Origin of the sequence: Rhizobium sp. BG4, from assembly GCF_016864575.1 — a bacterium.
Lineage (GTDB): Bacteria > Pseudomonadota > Alphaproteobacteria > Rhizobiales > Rhizobiaceae > Rhizobium.
The window spans coordinates 348171-372362 of the sequence record NZ_CP044125.1 but is presented as its reverse complement, the minus strand read 5'-3'; the positions used below and the strand labels follow the sequence as shown (position 1 = coordinate 372362).

Genomic DNA, 24192 nt, shown 5'->3' with positions numbered 1-24192 from the left:
GCGCCAGACAGTGCTTGAAGGATAGGAATGCAGCCAGCACAAGGCCAACAGTTCGGATACTATGTCGGCTCACATTTTCGTGTCGTCGCCGCATTGTTGATTCGCGAGATGGCCACGCGCTTCGGAAGCAAGCCCGGCGGATACATCTGGGCGATCCTCGACCCGGCTGCGTATATCATCTTTCTGACGGTCATTTTCGGAGCCATCGCGCACAAGCCGGCGCTCGGCACCAGCTTTCCGCTATTTTTCGCCACCGGTTACATCGGCTTTCAGTTCTATTCCGCCGTCGTCACCTACGTGAACGGGGCTGTGAAGTCCAACAAGGCGTTGCTGAGCTACCCCAACGTCGCGGCCGTCGATCCGGTTTTTGCGCGCTTCCTGCTGCAGCTCGGAACGACATCGGCGGTCGCTGCCGTCATCCTGGGCACGATCTCGTTGTTCCTGAAGACGCCGCTGGTTCTCGATTGGGCCGCCATCCTGGAGGCAAGCCTGCTCGCCTGCCTGCTCGGCCTGGGCGCCGCGCTCTTCAACAACGTGATGTTTCTGCGCTTTCCAATCTACGAGCAGATATTCGGCATCGTGAACCGGCCGCTTTTCATGGTGGCCGGCGTGTTCTTCCTGCCGGACCTGATCCCGCATCCTTTTCGCGAGATGCTGCTCATCAATCCGCTTTGCCATGTCCTGATGCGATTTCGCTCGGGCTTCTATTCCGAATATGATCCCGGCTCGCTTGATATGCCGTATCTATACAGCTTCACCGCCTGTTGGCTTTTCGCCGGTATGCTGACGTTTACCGGCTACAAGCATGTGTTGAGAAAAGAATGATCAGGCTCGAGGAGGCGACCAAATTCGCCAGAGCCAAGGGCATCAACAAGACGATCCTCAACAGGGTCAATCTCGTTTTGCCGCGCGGCAAGAGCGTTGGGCTGCTTGGCCGAAACGGCGCGGGAAAGTCGACGCTGCTGCGATTGATCGCCGGGACGATCCAGCTCGATTCGGGGCGCATCGTCCGCCGCGCCAAGGTCTCCTGGCCTCTGGGCTTTGCCGGAAGCTTCCAGGGCAGTATGACGGGCGAGCAGAATGTCCGTTTCGTCGCGCGCATCTATGGCGTCGATACAGAACAGCTTGTCGATTACGTCGCCGATTTTGCCGATCTCGGCCCGTTTTTCAGAGCGCCGACATCGACCTATTCCTCGGGCATGAAGGCCCGTCTGGCCTTCGGGCTATCGATGGGCGTCAATTTCGACTACTACTTGGTCGACGAGATTACCGCCGTCGGGGATGCGAATTTCAAGGCCAAGTGCAAGGCGGTCTTCGAGGATCGCCTCCAGGATTCCGATGTGGTCATGGTATCGCATTCGACATCGACCATTCGCGACTACTGCGACACAGGCATCGTGCTGGAAGATGGCAAACTGACTTACTACGAAGATGTCGAGCATGCGATCGAAGCGCATGACCGCAATATGAGAATGAAATGAAGGGCGAGGACAGGTGAGCGAAAATCCAGGACGTCCGGCTGCGGACAAGACACCTGCACGGATCGATGGCGCCGAGGCACAGCCGGTAAGAGTTGATCCACCTGTTGCCGCAAAGCCGAAGGTGCCCGCGAAGGCCCCCCGAATCTGCATCTGCTGCTTGGCACGGATGACGGATCGGCCCGCAAGGGCGTCAAGGGCAAGGCAAAGCCGGGTCTCATCAAACGTCTGCTCAAGCCCGTCAAATGGCGCCATGCGATCATTGCCGCCACCTTCGCGCTCTGCGTCGTCGTGCCGGCATCGACAGCCAGCTTCTACATGGCCTTCATCGCCGCCGACCAGTATCACAGCTCGGCCTCCTTCTCGGTGCGCAGCATCGAGGCGGCCTCGGCAGGCGACATTCTCGGCATCTTCTCGCAGGCTTCCGGCTCGAGCACCGTCTCGGACGGCTTTATCCTGATCGACTACATCAGAAGCGAAGAGATGCTCGCCGACGTCTCGAAGAATTTCGATGTGGAGAAGATGTTCGCGCGGCGGGGAGGGGATTTCTTCTTCTCGCTGACGCCGGGCCTGCCGATCGAGGACAAGCTTGAATATTGGCGCAACATGGTTGCCGTGAGCTTTGACCACGCCTCCGGCATCATGACACTCGATCTTCGGGCTTTCGATCCCAACGATGCCCAGAACCTCACCAATTTCATCATCGGCAGGAGCGAAGCGCTGATCAACACGCTATCCGACCGGGCTCGCGAAGAGATCATGCGCGGCGCCCAGCAGGAAGTGAAGTTCGCCGAGGACCGGCTGCTGAAGGCGCGCACCGAAGTGCGCCAGTACCGTGACGTCTCTCAGGAAGTCGATCCTGTCGAGGGCGCCAAGGTCGCCTCGCAGATCATCGGTGAACTCGAAGGCAAGCTTGCCAGCCTGAACACGACGCTGACCACGGCGCGGACCCAGATGGCGGAAGAATCACCGCGTATCAAAGTTTTGAAGGCGCAGATGAGCAGCATCCGCGAACAGATCGCGACCGAGAAGGAGCGGCTGGGCAGCGGCGCCGGCAACAACGTCGCATCGTCTGATGTCGCCGGACGTATCGAAAAATTCCAGAATCTCGCCACCGAAGAGGAATTCGCCGAGAAGGCCTACACAGCCGCCATGGCGAGCCTGGAGAAAGCGAGAATCGATGCGAATGGCAAGGAGCGCTATCTCGCGACCTTCATCCGTCCGACGCTGTCGGAGGAGGCGCAATACCCGAAGCGCCTTCTTGATTCGATTCTGGTCCTGCTCGGCTGCCTCTTCGCCTGGAGCGTCGGCGTGATGATCTATTACAACATCCGCGACCGCGCCTGAGCGCGTCAGGCAGCGGGAATCATCGAAAGCGCGGCAAATGCCGCGCTTTTTCGTTGTGCGCGTGAGCAAAGCCGCGAAATGCGCCTGAGGTGCAGATATCTGACAACATAAGGAAAAGAATGGTGGGCGATGAGAGACTCGAACTCCCGACATCCTCGGTGTAAACGAGGCGCTCTACCAACTGAGCTAATCGCCCTCGCGTCACGAAGCCTGTTCGGCCCGCCGCGTCGGTGGCCGTGATCTATGCGGATCGGGAAAAAACCGCAAGAGTGTTTGTGAAGATTTTTTGATTTTTTTGGAGGGCGGCAGCGGCAAGCCCGGATTTCCGCGGGTCGGTTGCCTGTGGAAAAAGGGGAGGGGAGGCGCGCTGCTTGGCGGTGGCGCGGTACCTCTCATGTGTGCGGGCGCGTATGTGCCGGGGTGCCATTGGAGGCTGTCCCGGGGTGGCCCAAAACAATTTCTGTGCTGTCATCGTTTTGTCTCCAAACCTGCTTGACACTCAAATGCGAACCCCTTAGTTAGCCGCTCATCGAAGCGGCCAGCCCGCCTCGGTGAAGGAAGCGAAAGCCTCCGGATTGCTTGAAATGAAGTGCGGGTGTAGCTCAGTCGGTTAGAGTGCCGGCCTGTCACGCCGGAGGTCGCGGGTTCGAGCCCCGTCACTCGCGCCATTTTCAAGAGGTGCCGAAAGGTGCTTGTCCGGTCTTTCCTTCGCAATGCGCGGGTGTAGCTCAGTCGGTTAGAGTGCCGGCCTGTCACGCCGGAGGTCGCGGGTTCGAGCCCCGTCACTCGCGCCATTTCTCCTCCAAGCCATGCAGATTTTGGTGGGCTGCCATGCAGCCTTTCGCAACTTACGCGGATTTGTCGCGACATCGTTGCAGCTGCTTGATAATGTCGCATCATTGCAGTTGGAATTGGTCTTCTAAAAGTCTTGCGCCGTGGCTCAGCCTGCGCTAACCACGGCTTGTTGCAACGCACGTTCGCTTGCCGGGCATTTGCCCATTGTGCCGCCCGGCGCAGCCGGCAAGCAGGGATGAACATGATGACTGAACTGCTCGGTAATTACATTCCGATCGCTATTTTCATTGGTATCGCTCTCGTTATCGGCCTGGCGCTTCTGATTGCGCCGTTCGCCGTTGCCTTCAAGGCGCCTGATTCGGAAAAGCTCTCTGCTTACGAATGCGGTTTCAATGCCTTCGACGATGCCCGCATGAAGTTCGACATCCGCTTCTATCTCGTGTCGATTCTCTTCATCATCTTCGACCTTGAAGTCGCCTTCCTCTTCCCCTGGGCCGTTTCCTTCGGCGCCATTGGCTGGTTCGGCTTCTGGTCCATGATGGTCTTCCTTGGTGTGCTGACCATCGGCTTTATCTATGAATGGAAGAAGGGAGCCCTGGAATGGGAGTGACCCCCGCCGGCAATCAGCCGCTCGTTTCGCAGGCTCCGAAGGGGATCATCGATCCCTCGACCGGCAAGCCGATCGGCGCCAACGACGCGTTCTTCGGTGAGATCAACAATGAACTCGCCGACAAGGGCTTTCTGGTCACCTCGACCGACGAGCTGATCAACTGGGCCCGTACCGGCTCGCTGATGTGGATGACCTTCGGTCTCGCCTGCTGCGCCGTCGAAATGATGCAGCTGTCGATGCCGCGTTACGACGTCGAGCGTTTCGGCTTTGCGCCGCGTGCCTCGCCGCGCCAGTCCGACGTCATGATCGTCGCCGGCACGCTGACCAACAAGATGGCCCCCGCGCTCCGCAAGGTCTACGACCAGATGCCTGAGCCGCGCTACGTTATCTCGATGGGCTCCTGCGCCAATGGTGGCGGCTACTATCACTATTCCTATTCGGTTGTTCGCGGCTGCGACCGCGTCGTGCCGATCGACATCTACGTGCCGGGCTGTCCCCCCACGGCGGAAGCGCTGCTCTACGGCGTGCTCCTGCTGCAGAAGAAGATCCGGCGCACCGGCACGATCGAGCGGTAAGGGTTAAGGACAAGACATATGAGCGAAGCCCTCACTGAGCTGTCGTCCTATATCTCGGAAGCGCGTGGCAACCTGGTTGCCGCGTCGCAGCTGAAGTTCGGCGAATTGACCCTGACGACGACGGGTGAAAACCTGATCGCGCTGCTGACGTTCCTGCGTGACGACGCCAAGTGCGGCTTCGTCAACATGATCGACATCTGCGGCGTTGACTGGCCGCAGCGCGAGCTGCGCTTCGATGTCGTCTATCATCTCCTGTCTCCGAAGCAGAACCTGCGCATCCGCATCAAGGTCGCGACCGACGAAGATACGCCGGTGCCGTCCGCCTGCGCCGTCTATCCGGGCGCCGACTGGTTCGAGCGCGAGACCTGGGACATGTACGGCGTCCTCTTCACCGGTCACCCCGATCTGCGCCGCATCCTCACCGACTACGGTTTCGAGGGGCACCCCCTGCGCAAGGATTTCCCGACGACCGGTTTCGTCGAAGTCCGCTACGACGACGCCGCCAAGCGCGTCGTCTACGAGCCGGTGGAACTGAAGCAGGAATTCCGCAACTTCGACTTCATGTCACCCTGGGAAGGCACGGATTATGTGCTGCCGGGTGATGAGAAGGCGAAGCAGTAAGAAGCGAATAGTGAGTAGCGAATAGCGAATAGTTGGAAAGGGTGCGCAGACGATAAGCTCCTACAAAGATCTCAAGGTGTGGCAGGCGGCCATCGACTTGGCTGTCGATTGCTACGAGTTAACCAAGGGATTTCCAAGGGAGGAGGCTTACGGTCTGACTGCTCAAATCCGCAGGGCTGCGACATCAGTCGCAGCCAACATTGCTGAAGGTCACGGCCGTGAAGTCACGGGAAGTTTCGTTCAGTTCTTGCGGATTGCCCAGGGTTCGCTGAAGGAATTGGAAACGCATATGCTCATCTCGCAAAGGGTCGGATTGATCCGCGAGGTCGAGTTCAGGAAGATGACGGACAGATGCGACGAAATCGGCAGGATGCTGCGCGCGCTGATACGAAATCTTCAGGAGAAGCAATGAAACGGAATGCAACTATTCGCTATTCGCTATTCGCCATTCGCTTAGCTGACAGCGCATCTGGCCCGGAGCAGGCAGCATGACAGAACATAACGTCCGCAACTTCAACATCAATTTCGGACCGCAGCATCCGGCGGCGCACGGCGTTCTTCGTCTTGTCCTGGAGCTTGACGGCGAAATTGTGGAGCGTGTTGACCCGCATATCGGCCTGCTGCATCGCGGCACCGAGAAGCTGATCGAAACCAAGACCTATCTGCAGGCGGTCCCTTATTTCGACCGTCTCGATTACGTCGCACCGATGAACCAGGAGCATGCCTATGCCCTGGCCGTCGAAAAGCTGCTCGGCATCGACATCCCGATCCGCGGCCAGCTGATCCGCGTTCTCTATTCGGAAATCGGCCGTATCCTCTCGCATCTTCTGAACGTCACGACGCAGGCTATGGACGTCGGTGCGCTGACGCCGCCGCTCTGGGGCTTCGAAGAGCGCGAAAAGCTGATGGTGTTCTACGAGCGCGCCTGTGGCGCCCGTATGCATGCTGCCTATTTCCGTCCGGGTGGTGTTCACCAGGATCTGCCGGAAGAGCTGGTCCAGGATATCGGCAAGTGGTGCGACGAATTCCCGTCCAAGCTCGACGATATCGACGACCTCTTGACTGGCAACCGCATCTTCAAGCAGCGTAACGTCGATATCGGCGTCGTCTCGCTGGAAGATTGCTGGGCCTGGGGCTTCTCGGGCGTCATGGTTCGCGGTTCGGGCGCTGCCTGGGACCTGCGCCGCTCGCAGCCTTACGAGTGCTACTCGGATCTCGAATTCGACATTCCGATCGGCAAGAATGGCGACTGCTACGACCGTTACCTGATCCGCATGATCGAGATGCGCGAATCCTGCAAGATCATGAAGCAGTGCGTCAACCGCCTGCTGTCGGATGCCAAGACCGGCCCGTTCTCGTCTGTTGACGGCAAGGTCGTTCCGCCGAAGCGTGGCCAGATGAAGCGCTCGATGGAAGCGCTGATCCACCACTTCAAGCTCTACACCGAAGGCTACCACGTTCCGGCCGGCGAAGTTTACGCCGCCGTCGAAGCGCCGAAGGGCGAATTCGGCGTCTACGTCGTGTCCGACGGCAGCAACAAGCCGTACCGCTGCAAGATCCGCGCCCCGGGCTATGCCCACCTTCAGGCGATGGATTTCATGTGCCGCGGTCATCAGCTGGCCGACGTCGCCGCCGTTCTCGGTTCGCTCGACATCGTCTTCGGTGAGGTTGATCGCTGATGAAGCTCACCGTGCTCTCGGCCGCTGCATTCCTCGTTGCCGCCTCGGCTTTCGCCCAGGACAACAACACGCAGGGATTCGGCCCTAAGCTCGGTTCTGATGAAGTAACGCCGCCAAGCGGTCGGGCCACGATGGGGGAGCTCTTGTCCAAGGGTTACCAGATCAAGGCCGCCGTACCGAATGGCAAGAAATTCGTAGTGTTTTTGCAGAAAGACCAGTCGGCCTACGCATGCGAGATGCAGTCATTGACAGCTTCGCAGTGTGGGACCCTAAACTGACAAGGCGTGAGGAAGAATGTCCGTTCGTCGACTAGCCGAAGATCAATTCCAGCCTGCCGCATTCGCCTTCAATGACGAAAACGCGGCTTGGGCGGATAAGACGATCCAGAAATATCCCGCAGGCCGTCAGCAGTCCGCGGTCATTCCGCTGCTGATGCGAGCGCAGGAGCAGGATGGTTGGGTCACGCGCGCTGCGATCGAAAAGGTCGCCGACATGCTGGATATGGCCTATATCCGCGTGCTCGAGGTTGCGACCTTCTACACCCAGTTCCAGCTCGGTCCGGTCGGCACGCGCGCCCACGTTCAGGTGTGCGGTACCACGCCCTGCATGCTGCGCGGTTCGGAAAAGCTGATGGGCGTCTGCCGCAGCAAGATCCACCAGCATCCGTTCGAGCGTAACGCCGAAGGCACGCTGTCCTGGGAAGAAGTCGAATGTCTCGGGGCTTGCGTCAACGCACCGATGATCATGATCGGCAAGGACACTTACGAGGATCTGACGCCTGAGCGTCTCGAAGAGATCATCGACACGTTCAACGCCGGCAACGGCGCCAGCATCACGCCCGGCCCGCAGATCGACCGTCACTTCTCGTCGCCGGAAGGCGGCCCGACGTCGCTTCTGAGCGAAGAGCCGAAGGCGAGGGCCAAGACTTCCGCGAAGAAGGCTGAGGCCGACGCTGTCAGCGTTCCGCCGTCTGAGGCCGCTCGCCCGAAGAGCACGGATGCGGAAACCAATCCGACGCTGAAGACGCCGCACACGGCGCCGAAGGCTGCTGCCAAGAACGCTGCTGCTGAAGCTGCTCCGGCCGTTGCCGAGAAGCCTGCCAAGGCTGCTGCCGCTCCGGCCGCCGCAAAGCCGTCGCTGGAGGACAAGAACCGTCCTGCAGGGATCGCCAAGCCGGCAGCACCCGACGATCTCAAGCTGATCTCCGGCGTTGGTCCGAAGATCGAAGGTATTTTGAACGAACTCGGCATCTTCACCTTCGCGCAAGTCGCGGCGTGGAAGAAGGCTGAACGCGAATGGGTCGATGGATACTTGAATTTCAAGGGCCGCATCGAACGCGACGACTGGGTCAAGCAGGCCAAGGCGCTCGCCAAGGGCGGTGAAGCGGAATATATCAAGGTCTTCGGCAAGAAGCCGCGGTAAGAGGTGAAGCATGTTACAAGATAAAGACCGCATCTTTACCAATATCTACGGCCTCAAGGACAAGTCCCTGAAGGGCGCGATGAGCCGCGGCCACTGGGATGGCACCAAGCAGATCCTCGAAAAGGGTCGTGACTGGATCATCAACGAGATGAAGGCTTCCGGCCTTCGCGGCCGTGGCGGCGCAGGCTTCCCGACCGGTCTCAAGTGGTCCTTCATGCCGAAGGAATCCGACGGCCGTCCGCACTACCTCGTCGTCAATGCCGACGAATCGGAACCGGGCACCTGCAAAGACCGCGACATCATGCGCCACGATCCGCATACGCTGATCGAAGGCTGCGTTATCGCCAGCTTCGCCATGGGCGCCAATGCTGCCTATATCTACGTCCGCGGCGAATATATCCGCGAGCGTGAAGCGCTGCAGGCGGCGATCGACGAGTGCTACGATTACGGCCTGCTCGGCAAGAGCAACAAGCTCGGCTACCCGATGGACATCTACGTCCACCACGGCGCCGGCGCCTATATCTGCGGCGAAGAAACCGCGCTGCTCGAAAGCCTTGAAGGCAAGAAGGGTCAGCCGCGCCTGAAGCCGCCGTTCCCGGCCAACATGGGTCTCTACGGCTGCCCGACGACGGTCAACAACGTCGAATCGATTGCCGTTGCTCCGACCATCCTGCGCCGTGGCGCCGGCTGGTTCTCCTCGATCGGCCGTCCGAACAACGTCGGCACCAAGCTGTTCATGCTGTCGGGTCACGTCAACAAGCCGTGCACCGTCGAAGAAGAGATGGGCATCACCTTCCGTGAGCTGGTCGACCGTCATGCCGGCGGTATCCGCGGCGGCTGGGACAACCTGCTCGCCGTCATTCCGGGCGGTGCATCGTGCCCGATCGTTCCCGCCAAGGACATCATCGACTGCCCGATGGACTTCGACGGCCTGCGCGCTGTCGGCTCGTCCTTCGGTACGGCTGCCGCGATCGTCATGGACAAGTCCACCGACGTCATCAAGGCGATCGCCCGCATCTCGGCGTTCTTCAAGCACGAGAGCTGCGGCCAGTGCACGCCGTGCCGCGAAGGCACCGGCTGGATGTGGCGCGTCATGGAGCGTATGGCCAAGGGCAACGCCCAGAAGCGCGAAATCGACATGCTGTTCCAGGTCACCAAGCAGATCGAAGGCCACACCATCTGTGCGCTCGGCGATGCTGCTGCATGGCCGGTCCAGGGTCTGATCCGCAATTTCCGTCCGGAAATCGAAGCGCGTATCGACCAGTACACGGCCAGCGCCATGGATCATGGCGCGGTTCTGGAGGCTGCGGAGTAAGCGATGACGAAGGCATCGGGCGGCAAGGACAAGCAGGGAGCGGCCGATTTCTCGGCTGACTTCGGCCGTCTTGCTGCCGAGATGCTGGAGAATGCCCGCTCGATGCCGATCCATCCGATGATGGCCCATCCGGCTGCGGCGATGGCAGCGGCAACCGCCGTCGGCATCGGTTTCTCGACGCAGATGGCCGGCGCTTTCTTCGGTGCGCTGCAAGGCGCCTTCGAAGCGACGAGCCGGATTGCCGAAGCGCTCGACGAGACGCCGCCGCAGGCTGCAAAGCCCGAGGTTCGCATCAAGCCGGAGAATATCCGGCCGGCTGCAGCCAAGAAGGCGGCCTTGTCGATCGTCGCAACGCCGGAGCCGAAGGTGGCTCCTGTCGCTGCGAAGAAGCCGGCAACCCGAGCCAGGAAGGCCGACGACCTGAAGCTGATTTCGGGCATCGGTCCGAAGCTGGAGCAGGTTCTGAACGCCAGGGGCATCCGCACCTTCGCTGCGATCGCAGCCTGGAGCGATGCGGAAGCGGAAGGCATCGACACCGAGCTCGGTTTCGACGGTCGCATCGCCCGCGACGACTGGCGCGGTCAGGCCAAGGCTCTCGCGGCGAAGCGCCGCAAGTGAGTTTGAGTTTTTCTGGCTGACCCAAGCGGCCGGAGGGAATAAGGCAGGGATGACGGGGCAGGGGCCTCGCTCAGGCCAGCCGATCGGGTCTCGGGTTCCCCGGGCCGGGGAAAGACAATTTGGGCGACACCGGTGCCAGCGGGGACGAAATCCCGCCAGGCAGCGGTCATGTTGCAGAATAAGGTTTGTTTGCCGCCATCCGGCGAACGGGAAACAGGACTGAGTGACGATGGCAAAACTGAAGATTGACGGTAACGAGATCGAGGTCCCGGATCACTACACGCTCATTCAGGCGTGTGAGGAAGCCGGCGCTGAAGTTCCGCGCTTCTGCTTCCATGAGCGACTGTCGGTCGCCGGCAATTGCCGCATGTGCCTCGTCGAAGTGAAGGGTGGCCCGCCGAAGCCGCAGGCTTCCTGCGCCATGGGCGTTCGCGATATCCGCGGCGGCCCGAACGGCGAACTGCCTGAAGTCTTCACCAACACGCCGATGGTCAAGAAGGCCCGCGAAGGCGTGATGGAATTCCTGCTGATCAACCATCCGCTGGATTGCCCGATCTGCGACCAGGGTGGCGAATGCGACCTGCAGGACCAGGCGATGACCTTCGGCATCGACACGTCGCGCTATCAGGAAGACAAGCGCGCCGTCGAAGACAAGTATATCGGACCGCTCGTCAAGACGGTCATGAACCGCTGCATCCACTGCACGCGTTGCGTCCGCTTCACCACGGAAGTGGCCGGTATCTCCGAACTCGGCCTGATCGGCCGCGGTGAAGATGCCGAAATCACCACCTATCTCGAGCAGGCGATGACCTCGGAGCTGCAGGGCAACGTCGTTGACCTCTGCCCGGTCGGCGCTCTGACCTCCAAGCCTTTCGCCTTCACGGCCCGCCCGTGGGAATTGAACAAGACGGAATCGATCGACGTCATGGACGCGCTCGGCTCTGCCATCCGTGTCGATACCCGCGGCCGCGAAGTCATGCGCGTCATGCCGCGCGTCAACGACCAGATCAACGAAGAGTGGATTTCCGACAAGAGCCGCTTCATCTGGGACGGCCTGAAGACGCAGCGCCTCGATCGTCCTTACGTCCGCAAGGGCGGCCGCCTGCAGCCGGCAACCTGGGCCGAAGCCTTCGGCGCCATCAAGACGGCAGTTGCCGGCACCACGGGCGAGAAGATCGGCGCCATCGCCGGCGACCTCGCAACCGTCGAGGAAATGTACGCATTGCAGGAACTGGTAAAGTCGCTCGGTTCCGAGAACCTCGACTGTCGCCAGGATGGGACGGCACTTGATCCGTCGCTCGGCCGCGCAAGCTACATCTTCAACCCGACGATCCAGGGCATCGAAGAAGCCGACGCGCTGCTCATCATCGGCGCCAACCCGCGCTTCGAGGCCGCCGTTCTCAACGCCCGCATCCGCAAGCGCTGGCGCCGTGGCGGTTTCCCGATCGGTGTGATCGGCGAAGCCGGCGAAATGCGCTACGACTACGAATATCTCGGCGCTGGTCCGGATACGCTGAAGGATCTCGTCGACGGCAACCATGCCTTCGCCAAGGTTCTGGCTGACGCCAAGAAGCCGCTGATCATCATCGGCCAGGGCGCCCTGTCGCGCGCTGACGGTGCAGGCGTTCTCGCCAGCGCCGCCAAGCTCGCCGGTACGGTCGGCGCAGTTGCCGACGGCTGGAACGGCTTTGCAGTCCTGCACACGGCAGCAGCCCGCGTCGGTGGCCTCGACCTCGGCTTCGTTCCGGGCTCCAAGGGCGTCAACGCTGCGGATATGCTGTCCTCGATGGACGTGCTTTTCCTGCTCGGCGCCGACGAACTCGATTTCACCAACAAGGCCGCGAAGTTCACGGTCTATATCGGCTCGCACGGTGACCAGGGCGCGCATAACGCCGACGTCATCCTTCCGGCTGCCGCCTACACCGAAAAGTCCGGTACCTGGGTCAACACCGAAGGCCGCGTCCAGATGGGCAACCGCGCCGGTTTCGCGCCGGGCGATGCCCGCGAAGACTGGGCGATCCTGCGTGCTCTCTCCGACGTGCTCGGCAAGAAGCTTCCCTTTGATTCGCTTGGCGAATTGCGCGGCAAGCTCTATGCGGCATTCCCGCATTTCGCAGCCATCGACGAGATCGCTGAAAGCGACAGCGCCAAAATTGCCGCAGTTGCGAAAAAAGCCGGGAAGATGAACAAATCCGGGTTTGCTTCACCGGTCAAAGACTTCTATTTGACGAACCCGATCGCGCGTGCCTCGGCTGTCATGGCCGAGTGCTCGGCATTGGCCCGCAACAACTTCAAAGTCGCGGCAGAGTAAGGGCAGGGGACTATGGAATCGTTTGTTTCAACTTATGTCTTGCCTGGCCTTCTCATGGTCGGTCAGTCGCTGCTGCTCCTGGTCTGCCTGCTGGTCTTCATCGCCTACATTCTGCTTGCCGACCGTAAGATCTGGGCAGCCGTTCAGCTGCGCCGTGGACCCAATGTGGTTGGTCCCTTCGGCCTTTTCCAGTCCTTCGCCGACCTTTTGAAGTTCGTCTTCAAGGAACCGGTTATTCCGGCCGGCGCCAATAAGGTCGTCTTCCTGCTGGCACCGCTGGTGACCGTGCTTCTGGCACTGTCCACCTGGGCCGTCATCCCGTTCTCCAACGGCTGGGTGATCGCCAACATCAATGTCGGCATTCTCTACATCTTCGCGATCTCCTCTCTCGAAGTGTACGGCATCATCATGGGCGGCTGGGCTTCGAACTCGAAGTATCCGTTCCTCGGCGCGCTCCGCTCGGCTGCGCAGATGGTGTCCTACGAAGTCTCGATCGGCTTCGTCATCGTCACCGTTCTTCTCTGCGTGGGTTCGCTGAACCTGACGGATATCGTCATGGCTCAGCAGACCGGCCTCGGCACCAAGCTCGGCCTGCCCAGCTCGTTCCTCGACTGGCACTGGCTGTCGCTGTTCCCGATGTTCATCATCTTCTTCATCTCGGCGCTCGCTGAAACCAACCGTCCGCCCTTCGACCTTCCGGAAGCGGAATCGGAACTGGTTGCCGGCTTCATGGTCGAATACGGTTCCTCGCCGTACATGATGTTCATGCTCGGCGAATATGCGGCCGTCTGCCTGATGTGCTCGCTGACGACGATCCTCTTCCTCGGCGGCTGGCTGCCTCCGGTCGATTTCTGGCTCATCAATTGGGTCCCGGGCATCATCTGGTTCATGCTCAAGTCGTGCCTGGTGTTCTTCATGTTCGCGATGGTCAAGGCATTCGTGCCGCGCTACCGCTACGACCAGCTGATGCGCCTCGGCTGGAAGGTCTTCCTTCCGCTGTCGCTCGCCATGGTCATTATCGTTGCATTCGTGCTGAAACTGACGGGATGGGCATGATCATGACATCCCTCGTTTCCGGCAAATTTGGAGGTTGAAGATGGCAAGCTTGTCAAACACCGTCAGCTCGCTGTTCCTCAAGGAATTCGTCGGCGCATTCTTTCTGTCGATGCGCTACTTCTTCAAGCAGAAGGCGACGATCAACTACCCGTTCGAAAAGGGTCCGGTTTCTCCGCGCTTCCGCGGCGAACACGCACTGCGCCGTTATCCGAACGGCGAAGAGCGCTGCATCGCCTGCAAGCTCTGCGAAGCGATCTGTCCCGCTCAGGCGATTACCATCGAAGCCGGCCCGCGCCGCAATGACGGCACCCGCCGTACGGTGCGTTACGACATCGACATGGTGAAGTGCATCTACTGCGGCTTCTGCCAGGAAGCCTGCCCGGTCGATGCGATCGTCGAAGGCCCGAATTTCGAATTCGCCACGGAAACCCGCGAAGAGCTTTATTTCGACAAGCAGCGGCTTCTCGACAACGGCGACCGGTGGGAACGCGAAATCGCGCGCAATATCGCGATCGACGCGCCGTACCGCTGATTGGAATTTGAAATGCCGCAGGGCAGGCGACAGCCGCCCGCGGTCAACATGCACCGGAGCTTTGCCGGCCCTTCAGGGTAGACGGAGCTTCATCGGGCAGGGAAACTCCCGGCTGCCCGGGGGAAGATGAAAAAGGCACCAACATGGGTCTGCAGGCTCTATTTTTCTATCTTTTCGCCTTCGTCGCGGTCGCGTCGGCGTTCATGGTCATCTGGGCAAAGAACCCGGTTCACTCGGTTCTGTTCCTCATCCTGACCTTCTTCAATGCCGCGGGCCTCTTCCTGCTGCTTGGCGCCGAGTTCCTGGCGATGATCCTGCTTGTCGTCTATGTCGGCGCGGTCGCGGTTCTCTTCCTCTTCGTGGTCATGATGCTCGACATCGACTTCACGGAGCTGCGCGCAGGCGTTCTCGAATATGCGCCGATCGGCGCGCTGATCGGCATCATCCTTGCCGCTGAGCTGATCATCGTCATCGGCGGCAGCGTGATCTCGCCCGAGATTGCCAAGACCGTCGCCATGCCGATCCCGGCTCTGACGGAGCGCACCAACACGGCGGCGCTCGGTGACGTGCTCTATACGAATTACGTTTACTTCTTCCAGATCGCCGGTCTGGTCCTTCTCGTCGCGATGATCGGTGCGATCGTGCTGACGCTGAGGCACCGCACCAACATTCGCCGTCAGAATATTTCCCAGCAGGTTGCCCGTACGCCGGCGACCGCCGTCGAGGTGGTCACCGTCAAGCCGGGGCAGGGCCTCTAAGCGCAGGGACAAGGAACAAGAACATGGTCATCGGTCTTTCCCATTACCTGACGGTCAGCGCCATCCTCTTCACGCTCGGCGTCTTCGGCATCTTCCTGAACCGCAAGAACATCATCGTCATTCTCATGTCGATCGAGCTGATCCTGCTTGCGGTCAATATCAACATGGTCGCCTTCTCGTCGTTCCTCAACGACATCGTCGGCCAGGTCTTCGCACTTTTCATTCTGACCGTCGCGGCTGCGGAAGCGGCCATCGGTCTTGCAATTCTCGTTGTCTTCTACCGCAACCGCGGTTCGATCGCGGTCGAAGACGTCAATATGATGAAGGGCTGAGCGGCTCATGTTCCTCTATAAGGCTATCGTCTTTCTTCCCTTGATCGGCGCAATCATCGCCGGCCTTTTCGGCCGCGCGATCGGCGCCAAGGCATCGGAATATGTCACCAGCGGCCTGATGATCATCGCCGCCGCTCTCTCCTGGTACGTCTTCTTCACGGTGGCCCTCGGCCATCCGGAAGGCGCGATCAAGGTTGAAGTCCTGCGCTGGATCCAGTCCGGCGGCATCGACGTCTCCTGGTCCCTGCGCATCGACACGCTGACCTCGGTCATGCTGATCGTCGTCAACACGGTCTCGACGCTCGTGCACATCTACTCGATCGGGTACATGCACCATGACCCGCATCGTCCGCGCTTCTTCGCCTATCTGTCGCTCTTTACCTTCGCCATGCTGATGCTGGTGACCTCCGACAACCTGCTGCAGATGTTCTTCGGCTGGGAAGGCGTTGGTCTGGCGTCCTATCTGCTGATCGGCTTCTGGTTCAAGAAGCCGTCGGCTTCGGCTGCGGCGATGAAGGCCTTCATCGTCAACCGCGTCGGCGACTTCGGCTTCGTGCTCGGTATCGCAGGCGTCTTCGTTCTCTTCGGCGCCATCAACTTCGACACGATCTTCGCCAACGCTGCGAACTTCGCGCCGCATGAAGGTGCAGAAGCTGCCAGCGAAGTCGTTCTCAACCTCTTCGGCATGCAGCTCGACAAGACGCATGCGCTGACCGCCGTCTGCCTGCTGCTCTTCATGGGTGCCATGGGTAAGTCGGCTCAGTTCCTGCTGCACACCTGGCTGCCGGACGCCATGGAAGGCCCGACGCCGGTTTCGGCGCTCATTCATGCCGCGACCATGGTTACCGCCGGTGTCTTCCTCGTCGCCCGCATGTCGCCGCTCTTCGAACTGTCGCATGATGCGCTGACCTTCGTCACCATCATCGGCGCGATCACTGCCTTCTTCGCGGCAACGGTCGGTCTCGTTCAGAACGACATCAAGCGCGTCATCGCCTATTCCACCTGCTCGCAGCTCGGCTACATGTTCGTGGCGCTCGGAGTAGGGGCCTATGGTGCCGCGATCTTCCATCTCTTTACGCACGCCTTCTTCAAGGCACTGCTCTTCCTCTGCGCCGGTTCGGTTATCCACGCCGTCGATGGCGAGCAGGACATGCGTTACATGGGCGGCCTGCGTCCGCACATCAAGGTCACGTTCTGGATGATGATGATCGGTACGCTCGCCATCACTGGCGTCGGCATTCCGTTCACTCCGATCGGTTTTGCGGGCTTCTTCTCGAAGGACGTGATCATCGAGGCTACCTACGCGTCGCACTCGCCGGCTGCAGGCTTCGCCTTCACGCTGCTCGTCATCGCCGCTCTGTTCACCAGCTTCTATTCCTGGCGCCTGATCTTCCTGACCTTCTTCGGCAAGCCGCGCGCTTCCCACGAAGTCATGCATCACGTCCATGAATCGCCGCAGGTCATGCTGGTGCCGCTCTACATCCTGGCAATCGGCGCAGTCTTCGCCGGCTTCCTCTTCGAGGGCCGCTTCTATGGCGAAGAATATGCCGAATTCTGGAAGGGCGCGCTGTTTACCTCCAAGGAAAACGAACTGCTGGAGCACTTCCATCACGTTCCGGCCCTGGTCGCGCTCAGCCCGTTCATTGCCATGGTCATCGGCTTCGTGACCGCCTGGTACATGTACATCAAGTCGCCGTCGACGCCGCGCGTTCTCGCGCAGCAGCACCGCGTCCTCTACCAGTTCCTGCTCAACAAGTGGTACTTCGACGAACTCTACGACTTCCTCTTCGTCCGCTCCGCCAAGGCTCTTGGCAACTTCCTGTGGAAGAAGGGTGACGTCGGCGTCATCGATACCTACGGCCCGAACGGCATTGCCGCCCGCGTCGTCGATGTCACGAACCGCGTGGTCCGCCTGCAGACCGGTTACCTCTATCACTACGCCTTCGCGATGCTGATCGGCATTGCAGCGCTCGTTACCTGGATGATGCTCGGGAGTTCGTTCTGATGACCGATTGGCCTATTCTTACAACGGTCACCTTCCTGCCGCTCGTCGGCGTGGTGCTTCTGCTGCTGATGAATGAAAACGGCCCGAACGGCCGCCGCAACGTGCTCAACATCTCGTTGATCACGACGATCGTCACGTTCCTGCTGTCGCTCCTGATCTGGACTGGCTTCGATAACGCCAATCCGGGCTTCCAGATGGTCGAGAAGCACGCCTGGCTCGGTACCGGCATCGGCTACCATGTCGGCGTCGACGGCATCTCGATGCTGTTCGTCATCCTGTCGACCTTCCTCATGCCCTTCTGCGTGCTGGCAAGCTGGCTCTCGATCGAGAAGCGCCTGAAGGAATACATGATCGCCTTCCTCATCCTCGAAGTGATGATGGTCGGTGTCTTCGTGTCGCTCGATATCGTGCTCTTCTACGTCTTCTTCGAAGCCGGCCTCATCCCGATGTTCCTGATCATCGGTGTCTGGGGTGGCGCGAACCGCGTCTATGCGAGCTACAAGTTCTTCCTCTACACGCTGCTCGGCTCGGTGCTGATGCTGCTCGCCATCATGGCGATGTACTGGCAGGCCGGCACGACCGATATCTCGGCGCTGCTCGCCTACAAGTTCCCGCCGCAGATGCAGACATGGCTATGGCTGGCCTTCTTCGCCTCCTTCGCCGTCAAGATGCCGATGTGGCCGGTTCACACCTGGCTTCCCGACGCGCACGTTCAGGCGCCGACGGCCGGCTCCGTCATCCTGGCAGGCGTGCTCCTGAAGCTCGGCGGCTACGGCCTGATCCGCTTCTCGCTCGGCATGTTCCCTGTTGCCTCCGACTTCTTCGCGCCGATGGTCTTCGCACTGTCCGTCATCGCCATCATCTACACCTCGCTGGTGGCGATGATGCAGGACGACATCAAGAAGCTGATCGCCTACTCGTCGGTAGCGCACATGGGCTACGTGACCATGGGCATCTTCGCCGCCAACATGCAGGGCGTTCAGGGCTCGATCTTCCAGATGCTGTCGCACGGCATCGTCTCTGGCGCGCTCTTCCTCTGCGTCGGCGTCGTTTACGACCGCACCCATACCCGCGAGATCGCGGCCTATGGCGGCCTGGTCAACAACATGCCGAAATACGCAGTGGCGATGATGGTCTTCACCATGGCCAATGTCGGTCTGCCGGGCACCTCGGGCTTCATCGGCGAATTCCTGACCCTGATCGGCGTCTTCCGCGCCAACACCTGGGTTGCACTCTTCGCTGCCACCGGCGTCATCCTGTCGGCTGCCTACGCTCTGTGGCTCTATCGCCGCGTGATCTTCGGTGCGCTTGAAAAGGAAAAGCTGAAGGCTCTGCTCGATCTTTCGCCGCGTGAGCAGATGCTGCTCTACCCGCTGATCGCGCTGACCATCTTCTTCGGTGTCTATCCGGCTCCGGTCTTCGATGCGACGGCCGCTTCGGTTGACATGCTGGTGAACAATTATACGGCCGCCGTACACGCAGCGCAGAACGTTGCGCTGTCGATGAACTGATGACGGGACTTTTTGGACATGACCGCTGAAACCATTCTTGCAAGCCTGCATCTCACCGCGCCGGAGCTTATCCTCGCGGTAGGCGCCCTTGTCCTGCTGATGATCGGTGTCTTCACGGGCGAGCGGTCCGGGCGTCTGGTGAGCGTGCTCGCCATGATCCTGTTCGCGGCTGCAGCTCTCTGGCTGATCTTCATCCCGTCCAACGGCCTCGCCTTTGGCGGCGTCTACAAGGCGGACGGCTTCTCCCGCTTCATGAAGGTGACGGCGCTGACCGGCTCCTTCGTGGCACTCTTCATGTCGCTCGGCCACGCCAAGGAAAATCAGCTCGACAAGTTCGAGTTCCCGGTTCTCCTCGTGCTCTGCACCCTCGGCATCATGCTGATGATCTCGGCAAACGACCTGATCGCGCTCTATCTCGGCCTCGAGCTGCAGTCGCTGGCGATCTACGTCGTCGCTGCGATCAACCGCGACAGCGTCAAGTCGACGGAAGCCGGCCTGAAGTATTTCGTCCTCGGCGCGCTGTCCTCGGGCATGCTGCTCTACGGCATGTCGCTGGTCTATGGCTTCACCGGCCATACGCACTTCGCCGATATCGCCCAGGCGCTCAATGTCGAAGGCGCGCGTTCGCTCGGCCTGATCTTCGGCCTGGTCTTCATCCTCGCCGGTATCGCCTTCAAGATCTCGGCCGTGCCGTTCCACATGTGGACGCCCGACGTTTACGAAGGTGCGCCGACCCCGGTCACCGCCTTCCTGGCGAGCGCTCCGAAGGTTGCCGCCATGGCCATGATGACGCGTATCGTCATCACCGCCTTCCAGCCGATCATGGCTGACTGGCAGCAGGTCGTGGTCTTCATCTCGATCGCCTCTATGCTGCTTGGCTCCTTCGCGGCTATCGGCCAGAAGAACATCAAGCGACTGATGGCCTATTCGTCGATCGGTCACATGGGTTATGCGCTGGTCGGCCTCGCAGCCGGCAACCAGACGGGCGTCTCCGGCGTCATGCTCTACATGGTCATCTACATGGTCATGACGCTCGGTTCCTTTGCGATCATCATGTCGATGCGCCGCAAGGATGGCACCGTTGTCGAAGCGATCGACGATCTGGCGGGTCTCTCGAGCACCAACCCGTTCATGGCGACGGTTCTCACCATCCTGATGTTCTCGCTTGCCGGTATCCCGCCGCTCGCTGGCTTTTTCGCGAAGTACTTCGTCTTCGTCGCAGCCATCGAAGCCAAGCTCTATGCGCTCGCCATCATCGGCGTTCTCGCATCGGTCGTCGGCGCTTACTACTACCTGCGCGTCATCAAGCTGATGTGGTTCGATGAAGCCAAGGGCGAGTTTGCCCGCGTCTCCGGCGCCCTCAAGCTGGTCTACGGTCTCTCCGGCCTGTTCGTTCTCGCCTATGTTCTCATCGGCGGTCCGATCGGCGGTGCGGCTGAGCTGGCGGCAGCGACGCTGTTCTGATGATGTCTCCAGCGCGGCGCCGGATATCGCTCGGCGATATCAGGCACGAAGCCCTGACGGAGACACCTTCGACCAACACAGAATGCCTTGCCCGAGCCCGGGCAGGGGACCCCGGCCTCCTCTGGGTGACCGCGGTCAGGCAGACCGGCGGCCGCGGCCGCCGCGGACGCCCGTGGGTCTCCGAACCCGGCAATCTCTATTCTTCCCTTCTTCTGATCGATCTGGCTCCGATGGAGCGCATGGGATCGCTGCCGCTGGCGATTGCTGTCGCTGTCCATCAGGCGATCCGCCAGGTCCTGCCGCCGGGCGCCGAGCCGCTCGAGGTCAAATGGCCGAACGACATCCTGATCGGACGCAAGAAGACCTGCGGCATCCTCGTCGAAGGCGAGCAGCTGCCGGACGGGCGCTATGCGCTGGTGATCGGCATCGGCATCAATGTCTCGGTCATGCCTGACAACCCGATGTATCCGGTGACATGTCTGCGCGAGCAGGGCAGCTCGGCCTCGCCCGAGGAGCTCTTCGCCCATCTCTTCGCCTCGATGGCCGAAGTGCTGGATGTCTGGAACGCCGGCCGCGGCATCAAGGAAATCACCGCGCGCTGGCGCGAAGTCGCCTGCGGCGTCGGCGAGAAGATTACCGTGAATTTACCGGACAGGTCGATTTCCGGCCATTTCGCTGGAATTGATGATAATGGGCTGTTGATGCTCGATACCGGCGCAGGCAGGATGATGCAGATCGCCGCCGGCGACGTTTTCTTTGGATAGTAGGACCTAATGGCGAAACAAGACGAACTGGTATTTCTTCCGCTGGGCGGCGTCGGCGAGATCGGCATGAATCTCGCTCTGTACGGCTATGGCCCCGCGGATCACCGCCAGTGGATCATGGTCGATTGCGGCGTGACCTTTCCGGGTCCGGACCTGCCGGGCGTCGATCTCGTGCTGCCCGATATCCGTTATCTCGCCACCGAGCGCAAAAGCCTGAAGGCGATCATCATCACCCACGCCCATGAGGATCACTACGGCGCGCTGGCCGATCTCTGGCCGGGCCTCAATGTTCCTGTCTATGCCTCGCCCTTTACCGCGGGCCTGCTCGAAGCCAAGCGCAATTTCGAGAAGGACGCGATCGGCGAAGTGCCGGTCACGATTTTCAAGGCAGGCGACACGATCAATGTCGGCCCCTTCAGCATCGAAGGCGTCGCCGTCAACCACTCGATCCCCGAGCCGATGTCGCTGATGATCCGCACGCCGCTCGGCAACGTCATTCACACCGGTGACTGGAAGATCGACCACGAGCCGTCGCTCGGGCCGCTGACCGACGAAAACCGCTTCCGCCAACTCGGCGACGAAGGCGTTCTGGCGCTGATGTGCGATTCCACCAACGCCCTGCGCGACGGCGTCTCGCCCTCGGAGAAGGACGTCTCGGAAAGCCTGCGCAAGATCATCGAGAATGCCGAGGGACGCGTGGCGATCACCACCTTCTCCTCGAATGTCGGCCGTATCCGCACCGTCGCCGAGGCTGCTGAGGCCGCCGGCCGCGAAGTGCTGCTGCTCGGCAGCTCGCTGAAGCGCGTCGTCGACGTCTCGCGCGACATCGGCATCATGGAAGGCATCAAGCCCTTCATCTCCGAAGACGAATACGGCTACATCCCGCGCGACAAGGTCGTGGTGATCCTGACCGGCAGCCAGGGCGAACCGCGCGCCGCACTCGCCAAGCTCTCGCGCGACGAGATGCGCAATGTGGCGCTCGCCGCCGGCGATATCGTCGTCTTCTCCTCGCGCGCCATCCCGGGCAACGAGAAGGCGATCCAGGACATCAAGAACGGCCTCGTCGAGCAAGGCGTCCATATCATCACCGACGGTGAAGCGCTGGTCCACGTTTCCGGCCATCCGCGCCGTAACGAGCTGCAAAAGATGTATCAGCTGGTTCGCCCGAAGATCGTCGTGCCCGTCCACGGCGAGGCGACGCATCTGACGGCGCATAAGGAGCTGGCGGAGCAGTCCGGCATCGCAAGCGTGCCGCGCGTACGCAATGGTGACATCCTGCGTTTGGCACCTGGTCCGGCCGAAGTCATCGACGAAGCCCCGCATGGCCGCATCTACAAGGACGGCTCGCTGATCGGCGATTTCGACGAGATGGGTATCGGCGAGCGTAAGAAGCTCGCCTATGTCGGTCATGTCGCCGTCAACGTTGTGCTCGACAGCCGCTACGACATCATCGGCGAGCCGGATCTCGTCGCCATCGGTCTGCCGGTTTATGACGACGAAGGCGACGAGATGGAAGACACGCTGTTCGACGCCGTCATCGGCGCTGTCGAGAGCATTCCGCGCGCCCGCCGCAAGGATCTCGACATGGTGCAGGAGGCGATCCGCCGCGCCGTGCGCGCCGCCGCCAACCACGCCTGGGGCAAGAAGCCCGTCGTCACCGCCTTCCTGACCAAGGTCTGATCATGCTCGGCCGCGTCAATCACATCGCGATTGCCGTCCCCGATCTCGCCGCTGCGACGGCCAGCTACCGCGATACGCTCGGCGCCAGGGTATCGGCGCCGCAGCCCCTACCGGAGCACGGCGTCACCGTCGTCTTCGTCGAGCTCGACAATACCAAGGTCGAGCTCTTGGAACCGCTCGGCGAGAACTCGCCGATCGCCGCCTTCCTCGAAAAGAGCCCATCGGGCGGCATGCACCACATCTGCTACGAGGTCGCCGACATCACCGCCGCCCGCGACCATCTGATCACCTCAGGGGCGAGGGTGCTTGGCAATGGCGAGCCGAAGACCGGCGCCCATGGCAAGCCGGTGCTCTTCCTGCATCCCAAGGATTTCTTCGGCACACTGATCGAGCTCGAGCAGGTCTGACAGCCGCTTCTGCGGCAGAGTGACCTAGTCCCCAGCATTGGTCGCGGCGTGATTTGAGCTTTGCGCCATTCCACTCTATAAGCGCGGCGTTGCGATGGTCGTAACGCGATTTGGGACCCGCCATGCTGCAGATTTTCCTACAGGGCTTCGCCGTCTATTTCATCGTCTGGTGGCTCACGCTATTCGCCGTTCTGCCGATCGGTCTGCGCACCCAGGCGGAAGACAATGAGGTGGTGCTCGGCACGGTTCCGAGCGCTCCGGCGCGCTTCCGGCCGCTCTTCGTCTTCTCGCTGACGACAGTGATTTCGGCGATCATCTACGGCGCCTGGTACGTGTCTTCGACCTATTTCGGCTGGGGCTTCGATGCCCTGCCGCAGATCGGCCCGAGCTTCAATATCGAATAGGGCTTTTGCTCAATCTTTGAGCATATGTGTTAGCGCCAGCGAAAATGCCGTCATACGGCTGTCATCAACATGATGCAAAGAGCTCACGCGGCGGCAGCGATGTCTGCCGTTACGTCAATTCTCTGATGTTCACGTTAGGGAATGGACCGAAAAACCAAAAAAAACAAGGCTAAAAGCCTTGTTTTAAGTATCGCGTGATCTGTAACCGTTGCCGGGGCTGCGACGAGCGCGCCTAAGATCTGATCCTCCCAAGACTTGACCGCGAATTGGCAAGAATTTATCTCCTTGCCTGTTTTGTGAGCTGAAACTAGCTCAAAGATTGGGCTTTGTCACCAGCTTTTTTTGCATTTTTGCTACAGTCGGGCAAAAAATTCCTGTTGACAAGATTTTGATGCAAGCCCTTATAAACGCGCGATTTTTTCTGCATTTGCGTTTTCCGGACGCCAACTTGCGTCTGCGGAAGGCTGCTTGCGCTGCTCGCGGGTTTCTTTCCGGCTGCGAAGCAGCT

At 60.6% G+C, this 24192-nt stretch carries 24 protein-coding genes and 3 tRNA genes; 26 read left to right on the top strand and 1 reads right to left on the bottom strand.

The annotated features are described in order from the left end of the window. The first annotated feature begins 27 nt into the window (after positions 1-27). The 3 genes from F2982_RS02040 (at position 28) to F2982_RS02030 (ending at position 2825) form a co-directional block, all read left to right on the top strand. Positions 28-825 carry an ABC transporter permease gene (locus F2982_RS02040; RefSeq protein WP_203429080.1) on the top strand — a complete coding sequence of 266 codons (798 nt, stop codon included), beginning with the start codon at positions 28-30 and terminating at the stop codon, positions 823-825. After that, positions 822-1481: an ABC transporter ATP-binding protein gene (locus F2982_RS02035; RefSeq protein WP_203429079.1), complete on the top strand. Its 660-nt coding sequence runs from the start codon at positions 822-824 to the stop codon at positions 1479-1481. The genes F2982_RS02040 and F2982_RS02035 overlap by 4 nt, the downstream gene beginning before the upstream one ends. Before the next feature lie 288 nt (positions 1482-1769). Then, the gene (locus F2982_RS02030) at positions 1770-2825 is read left to right on the top strand and encodes an RkpR, polysaccharide export protein (RefSeq protein ID WP_203429078.1); all 1056 of its coding nucleotides are present in this window, start codon (positions 1770-1772) and stop codon (positions 2823-2825) included. A 120-nt stretch (positions 2826-2945) separates the two neighbouring features. Here the strand turns inward: F2982_RS02030 and F2982_RS02025 are convergent. Next, positions 2946-3021, bottom strand: a tRNA-Val gene (locus F2982_RS02025). 395 nt (positions 3022-3416) lie between these two features. Here F2982_RS02025 and F2982_RS02020 point away from each other — a divergent pair. The 23 genes from F2982_RS02020 (at position 3417) to F2982_RS01910 (ending at position 23684) form a co-directional block, all read left to right on the top strand. Beyond that, a tRNA-Asp gene (locus F2982_RS02020) sits at positions 3417-3493 on the top strand. Positions 3494-3542: 49 nt separating this feature from the next. Continuing rightward, a tRNA-Asp gene (locus F2982_RS02015) sits at positions 3543-3619 on the top strand. 245 nt (positions 3620-3864) lie between these two features. After that, on the top strand, positions 3865-4230 hold the full coding sequence (locus F2982_RS02010) for an NADH-quinone oxidoreductase subunit A (RefSeq protein ID WP_112720492.1): 366 nt from the start codon (positions 3865-3867) through the stop codon (positions 4228-4230). Further along, positions 4221-4805 carry an NADH-quinone oxidoreductase subunit B gene (locus tag F2982_RS02005; protein ID WP_112389670.1) on the top strand — a complete coding sequence of 195 codons (585 nt, stop codon included), beginning with the start codon at positions 4221-4223 and terminating at the stop codon, positions 4803-4805. Before F2982_RS02010 ends, F2982_RS02005 begins: the two co-directional genes overlap by 10 nt. A gap of 18 nt (positions 4806-4823) precedes the next feature. Continuing rightward, positions 4824-5426 (top strand): NADH-quinone oxidoreductase subunit C, encoded by a 603-nt coding sequence (locus tag F2982_RS02000; RefSeq protein WP_112389671.1) that lies wholly within the window; start codon positions 4824-4826, stop codon positions 5424-5426. 76 nt (positions 5427-5502) lie between these two features. Beyond that, positions 5503-5838, top strand: coding sequence for a four helix bundle protein (locus tag F2982_RS01995; protein WP_246777492.1), 336 nt, complete (start codon positions 5503-5505; stop codon positions 5836-5838). A gap of 76 nt (positions 5839-5914) precedes the next feature. Further along, positions 5915-7105 (top strand): NADH-quinone oxidoreductase subunit D, encoded by a 1191-nt coding sequence (locus tag F2982_RS01990; RefSeq protein WP_199628746.1) that lies wholly within the window; start codon positions 5915-5917, stop codon positions 7103-7105. Beyond that, on the top strand, positions 7105-7383 hold the full coding sequence (locus F2982_RS01985; protein WP_199628745.1) for a hypothetical protein: 279 nt from the start codon (positions 7105-7107) through the stop codon (positions 7381-7383). The genes F2982_RS01990 and F2982_RS01985 overlap by 1 nt, the downstream gene beginning before the upstream one ends. A gap of 16 nt (positions 7384-7399) precedes the next feature. After that, entirely contained in the window at positions 7400-8527 is a 1128-nt protein-coding gene (locus F2982_RS01980; protein WP_203429077.1) for an NADH-quinone oxidoreductase subunit E, read from the top strand. Positions 8528-8537: 10 nt separating this feature from the next. Then, positions 8538-9842: an NADH-quinone oxidoreductase subunit NuoF gene (gene nuoF / locus F2982_RS01975; RefSeq protein ID WP_112720476.1), complete on the top strand. Its 1305-nt coding sequence runs from the start codon at positions 8538-8540 to the stop codon at positions 9840-9842. A gap of 3 nt (positions 9843-9845) precedes the next feature. Next, positions 9846-10460, top strand: coding sequence for a 5' DNA nuclease (locus tag F2982_RS01970; protein ID WP_203429076.1), 615 nt, complete (start codon positions 9846-9848; stop codon positions 10458-10460). Positions 10461-10689: 229 nt separating this feature from the next. Next, positions 10690-12771: an NADH-quinone oxidoreductase subunit NuoG gene (gene nuoG, locus F2982_RS01965; protein ID WP_203429075.1), complete on the top strand. Its 2082-nt coding sequence runs from the start codon at positions 10690-10692 to the stop codon at positions 12769-12771. 12 nt (positions 12772-12783) lie between these two features. Next, positions 12784-13827: an NADH-quinone oxidoreductase subunit NuoH gene (gene nuoH / locus F2982_RS01960; protein WP_112720473.1), complete on the top strand. Its 1044-nt coding sequence runs from the start codon at positions 12784-12786 to the stop codon at positions 13825-13827. Positions 13828-13867: 40 nt separating this feature from the next. Then, positions 13868-14359, top strand: a complete 492-nt coding sequence (nuoI, locus tag F2982_RS01955; protein ID WP_112720472.1) for an NADH-quinone oxidoreductase subunit NuoI — start codon at positions 13868-13870, stop codon at positions 14357-14359. Between the two features lie 143 nt (positions 14360-14502). Further along, positions 14503-15117, top strand: coding sequence for an NADH-quinone oxidoreductase subunit J (locus tag F2982_RS01950; protein WP_112720471.1), 615 nt, complete (start codon positions 14503-14505; stop codon positions 15115-15117). A 23-nt stretch (positions 15118-15140) separates the two neighbouring features. After that, the gene (nuoK, locus tag F2982_RS01945; protein ID WP_018900202.1) at positions 15141-15449 is read left to right on the top strand and encodes an NADH-quinone oxidoreductase subunit NuoK; all 309 of its coding nucleotides are present in this window, start codon (positions 15141-15143) and stop codon (positions 15447-15449) included. 7 nt (positions 15450-15456) lie between these two features. Further along, on the top strand, positions 15457-17454 hold the full coding sequence (gene nuoL, locus F2982_RS01940; RefSeq protein ID WP_112720470.1) for an NADH-quinone oxidoreductase subunit L: 1998 nt from the start codon (positions 15457-15459) through the stop codon (positions 17452-17454). Beyond that, a complete protein-coding gene (locus tag F2982_RS01935) occupies positions 17454-18965 on the top strand; it encodes an NADH-quinone oxidoreductase subunit M (protein ID WP_203429074.1) in 1512 nt (503 codons plus the stop codon). Before nuoL ends, F2982_RS01935 begins: the two co-directional genes overlap by 1 nt. Positions 18966-18983: 18 nt before the next feature. After that, complete coding sequence (gene nuoN, locus F2982_RS01930) at positions 18984-20429, top strand: NADH-quinone oxidoreductase subunit NuoN (RefSeq protein WP_112720491.1); 1446 nt, start codon at positions 18984-18986, stop codon at positions 20427-20429. Further along, the gene (locus tag F2982_RS01925) at positions 20429-21193 is read left to right on the top strand and encodes a biotin--[acetyl-CoA-carboxylase] ligase (protein WP_203429073.1); all 765 of its coding nucleotides are present in this window, start codon (positions 20429-20431) and stop codon (positions 21191-21193) included. The genes nuoN and F2982_RS01925 overlap by 1 nt, the downstream gene beginning before the upstream one ends. A 9-nt stretch (positions 21194-21202) precedes the next feature. Then, positions 21203-22873, top strand: a complete 1671-nt coding sequence (locus tag F2982_RS01920; RefSeq protein WP_112720467.1) for a ribonuclease J — start codon at positions 21203-21205, stop codon at positions 22871-22873. 2 nt (positions 22874-22875) lie between these two features. Continuing rightward, entirely contained in the window at positions 22876-23280 is a 405-nt protein-coding gene (mce, locus tag F2982_RS01915; RefSeq protein WP_203429072.1) for a methylmalonyl-CoA epimerase, read from the top strand. A 122-nt stretch (positions 23281-23402) separates the two neighbouring features. Next, positions 23403-23684, top strand: coding sequence for a DUF1467 family protein (locus F2982_RS01910; protein ID WP_112720464.1), 282 nt, complete (start codon positions 23403-23405; stop codon positions 23682-23684). Positions 23685-24192: the final 508 nt, after the last annotated feature.

Bases quoted from the DNA above. Each gene is read 5' to 3' on its own strand.
- F2982_RS01970 (WP_203429076.1), top strand. From the start codon at position 9,846: ATGACGAAGGCATCGGGCGGCAAGGACAAGCAGGGAGCGGCCGATTTC.
- F2982_RS01950 (WP_112720471.1), top strand. From the start codon at position 14,503: ATGGGTCTGCAGGCTCTATTTTTCTATCTTTTCGCCTTCGTCGCGGTC.
- nuoG (WP_203429075.1), top strand. From the start codon at position 10,690: ATGGCAAAACTGAAGATTGACGGTAACGAGATCGAGGTCCCGGATCAC.
- nuoI (WP_112720472.1), top strand. From the start codon at position 13,868: ATGGCAAGCTTGTCAAACACCGTCAGCTCGCTGTTCCTCAAGGAATTC.
- nuoF (WP_112720476.1), top strand. From the start codon at position 8,538: ATGTTACAAGATAAAGACCGCATCTTTACCAATATCTACGGCCTCAAG.
- nuoK (WP_018900202.1), top strand. From the start codon at position 15,141: ATGGTCATCGGTCTTTCCCATTACCTGACGGTCAGCGCCATCCTCTTC.
- nuoN (WP_112720491.1), top strand. From the start codon at position 18,984: ATGACCGCTGAAACCATTCTTGCAAGCCTGCATCTCACCGCGCCGGAG.
- F2982_RS02040 (WP_203429080.1), top strand. From the start codon at position 28: ATGCAGCCAGCACAAGGCCAACAGTTCGGATACTATGTCGGCTCACAT.
- F2982_RS02035 (WP_203429079.1), top strand. From the start codon at position 822: ATGATCAGGCTCGAGGAGGCGACCAAATTCGCCAGAGCCAAGGGCATC.
- F2982_RS01990 (WP_199628746.1), top strand. From the start codon at position 5,915: ATGACAGAACATAACGTCCGCAACTTCAACATCAATTTCGGACCGCAG.
- F2982_RS01920 (WP_112720467.1), top strand. From the start codon at position 21,203: ATGGCGAAACAAGACGAACTGGTATTTCTTCCGCTGGGCGGCGTCGGC.
- F2982_RS02000 (WP_112389671.1), top strand. From the start codon at position 4,824: ATGAGCGAAGCCCTCACTGAGCTGTCGTCCTATATCTCGGAAGCGCGT.
- F2982_RS01910 (WP_112720464.1), top strand. From the start codon at position 23,403: ATGCTGCAGATTTTCCTACAGGGCTTCGCCGTCTATTTCATCGTCTGG.
- F2982_RS02005 (WP_112389670.1), top strand. From the start codon at position 4,221: ATGGGAGTGACCCCCGCCGGCAATCAGCCGCTCGTTTCGCAGGCTCCG.
- F2982_RS01925 (WP_203429073.1), top strand. From the start codon at position 20,429: ATGATGTCTCCAGCGCGGCGCCGGATATCGCTCGGCGATATCAGGCAC.
- nuoH (WP_112720473.1), top strand. From the start codon at position 12,784: ATGGAATCGTTTGTTTCAACTTATGTCTTGCCTGGCCTTCTCATGGTC.
- mce (WP_203429072.1), top strand. From the start codon at position 22,876: ATGCTCGGCCGCGTCAATCACATCGCGATTGCCGTCCCCGATCTCGCC.
- F2982_RS01980 (WP_203429077.1), top strand. From the start codon at position 7,400: ATGTCCGTTCGTCGACTAGCCGAAGATCAATTCCAGCCTGCCGCATTC.
- F2982_RS01935 (WP_203429074.1), top strand. From the start codon at position 17,454: ATGACCGATTGGCCTATTCTTACAACGGTCACCTTCCTGCCGCTCGTC.
- nuoL (WP_112720470.1), top strand. From the start codon at position 15,457: ATGTTCCTCTATAAGGCTATCGTCTTTCTTCCCTTGATCGGCGCAATC.
- F2982_RS01985 (WP_199628745.1), top strand. From the start codon at position 7,105: ATGAAGCTCACCGTGCTCTCGGCCGCTGCATTCCTCGTTGCCGCCTCG.
- F2982_RS02010 (WP_112720492.1), top strand. From the start codon at position 3,865: ATGACTGAACTGCTCGGTAATTACATTCCGATCGCTATTTTCATTGGT.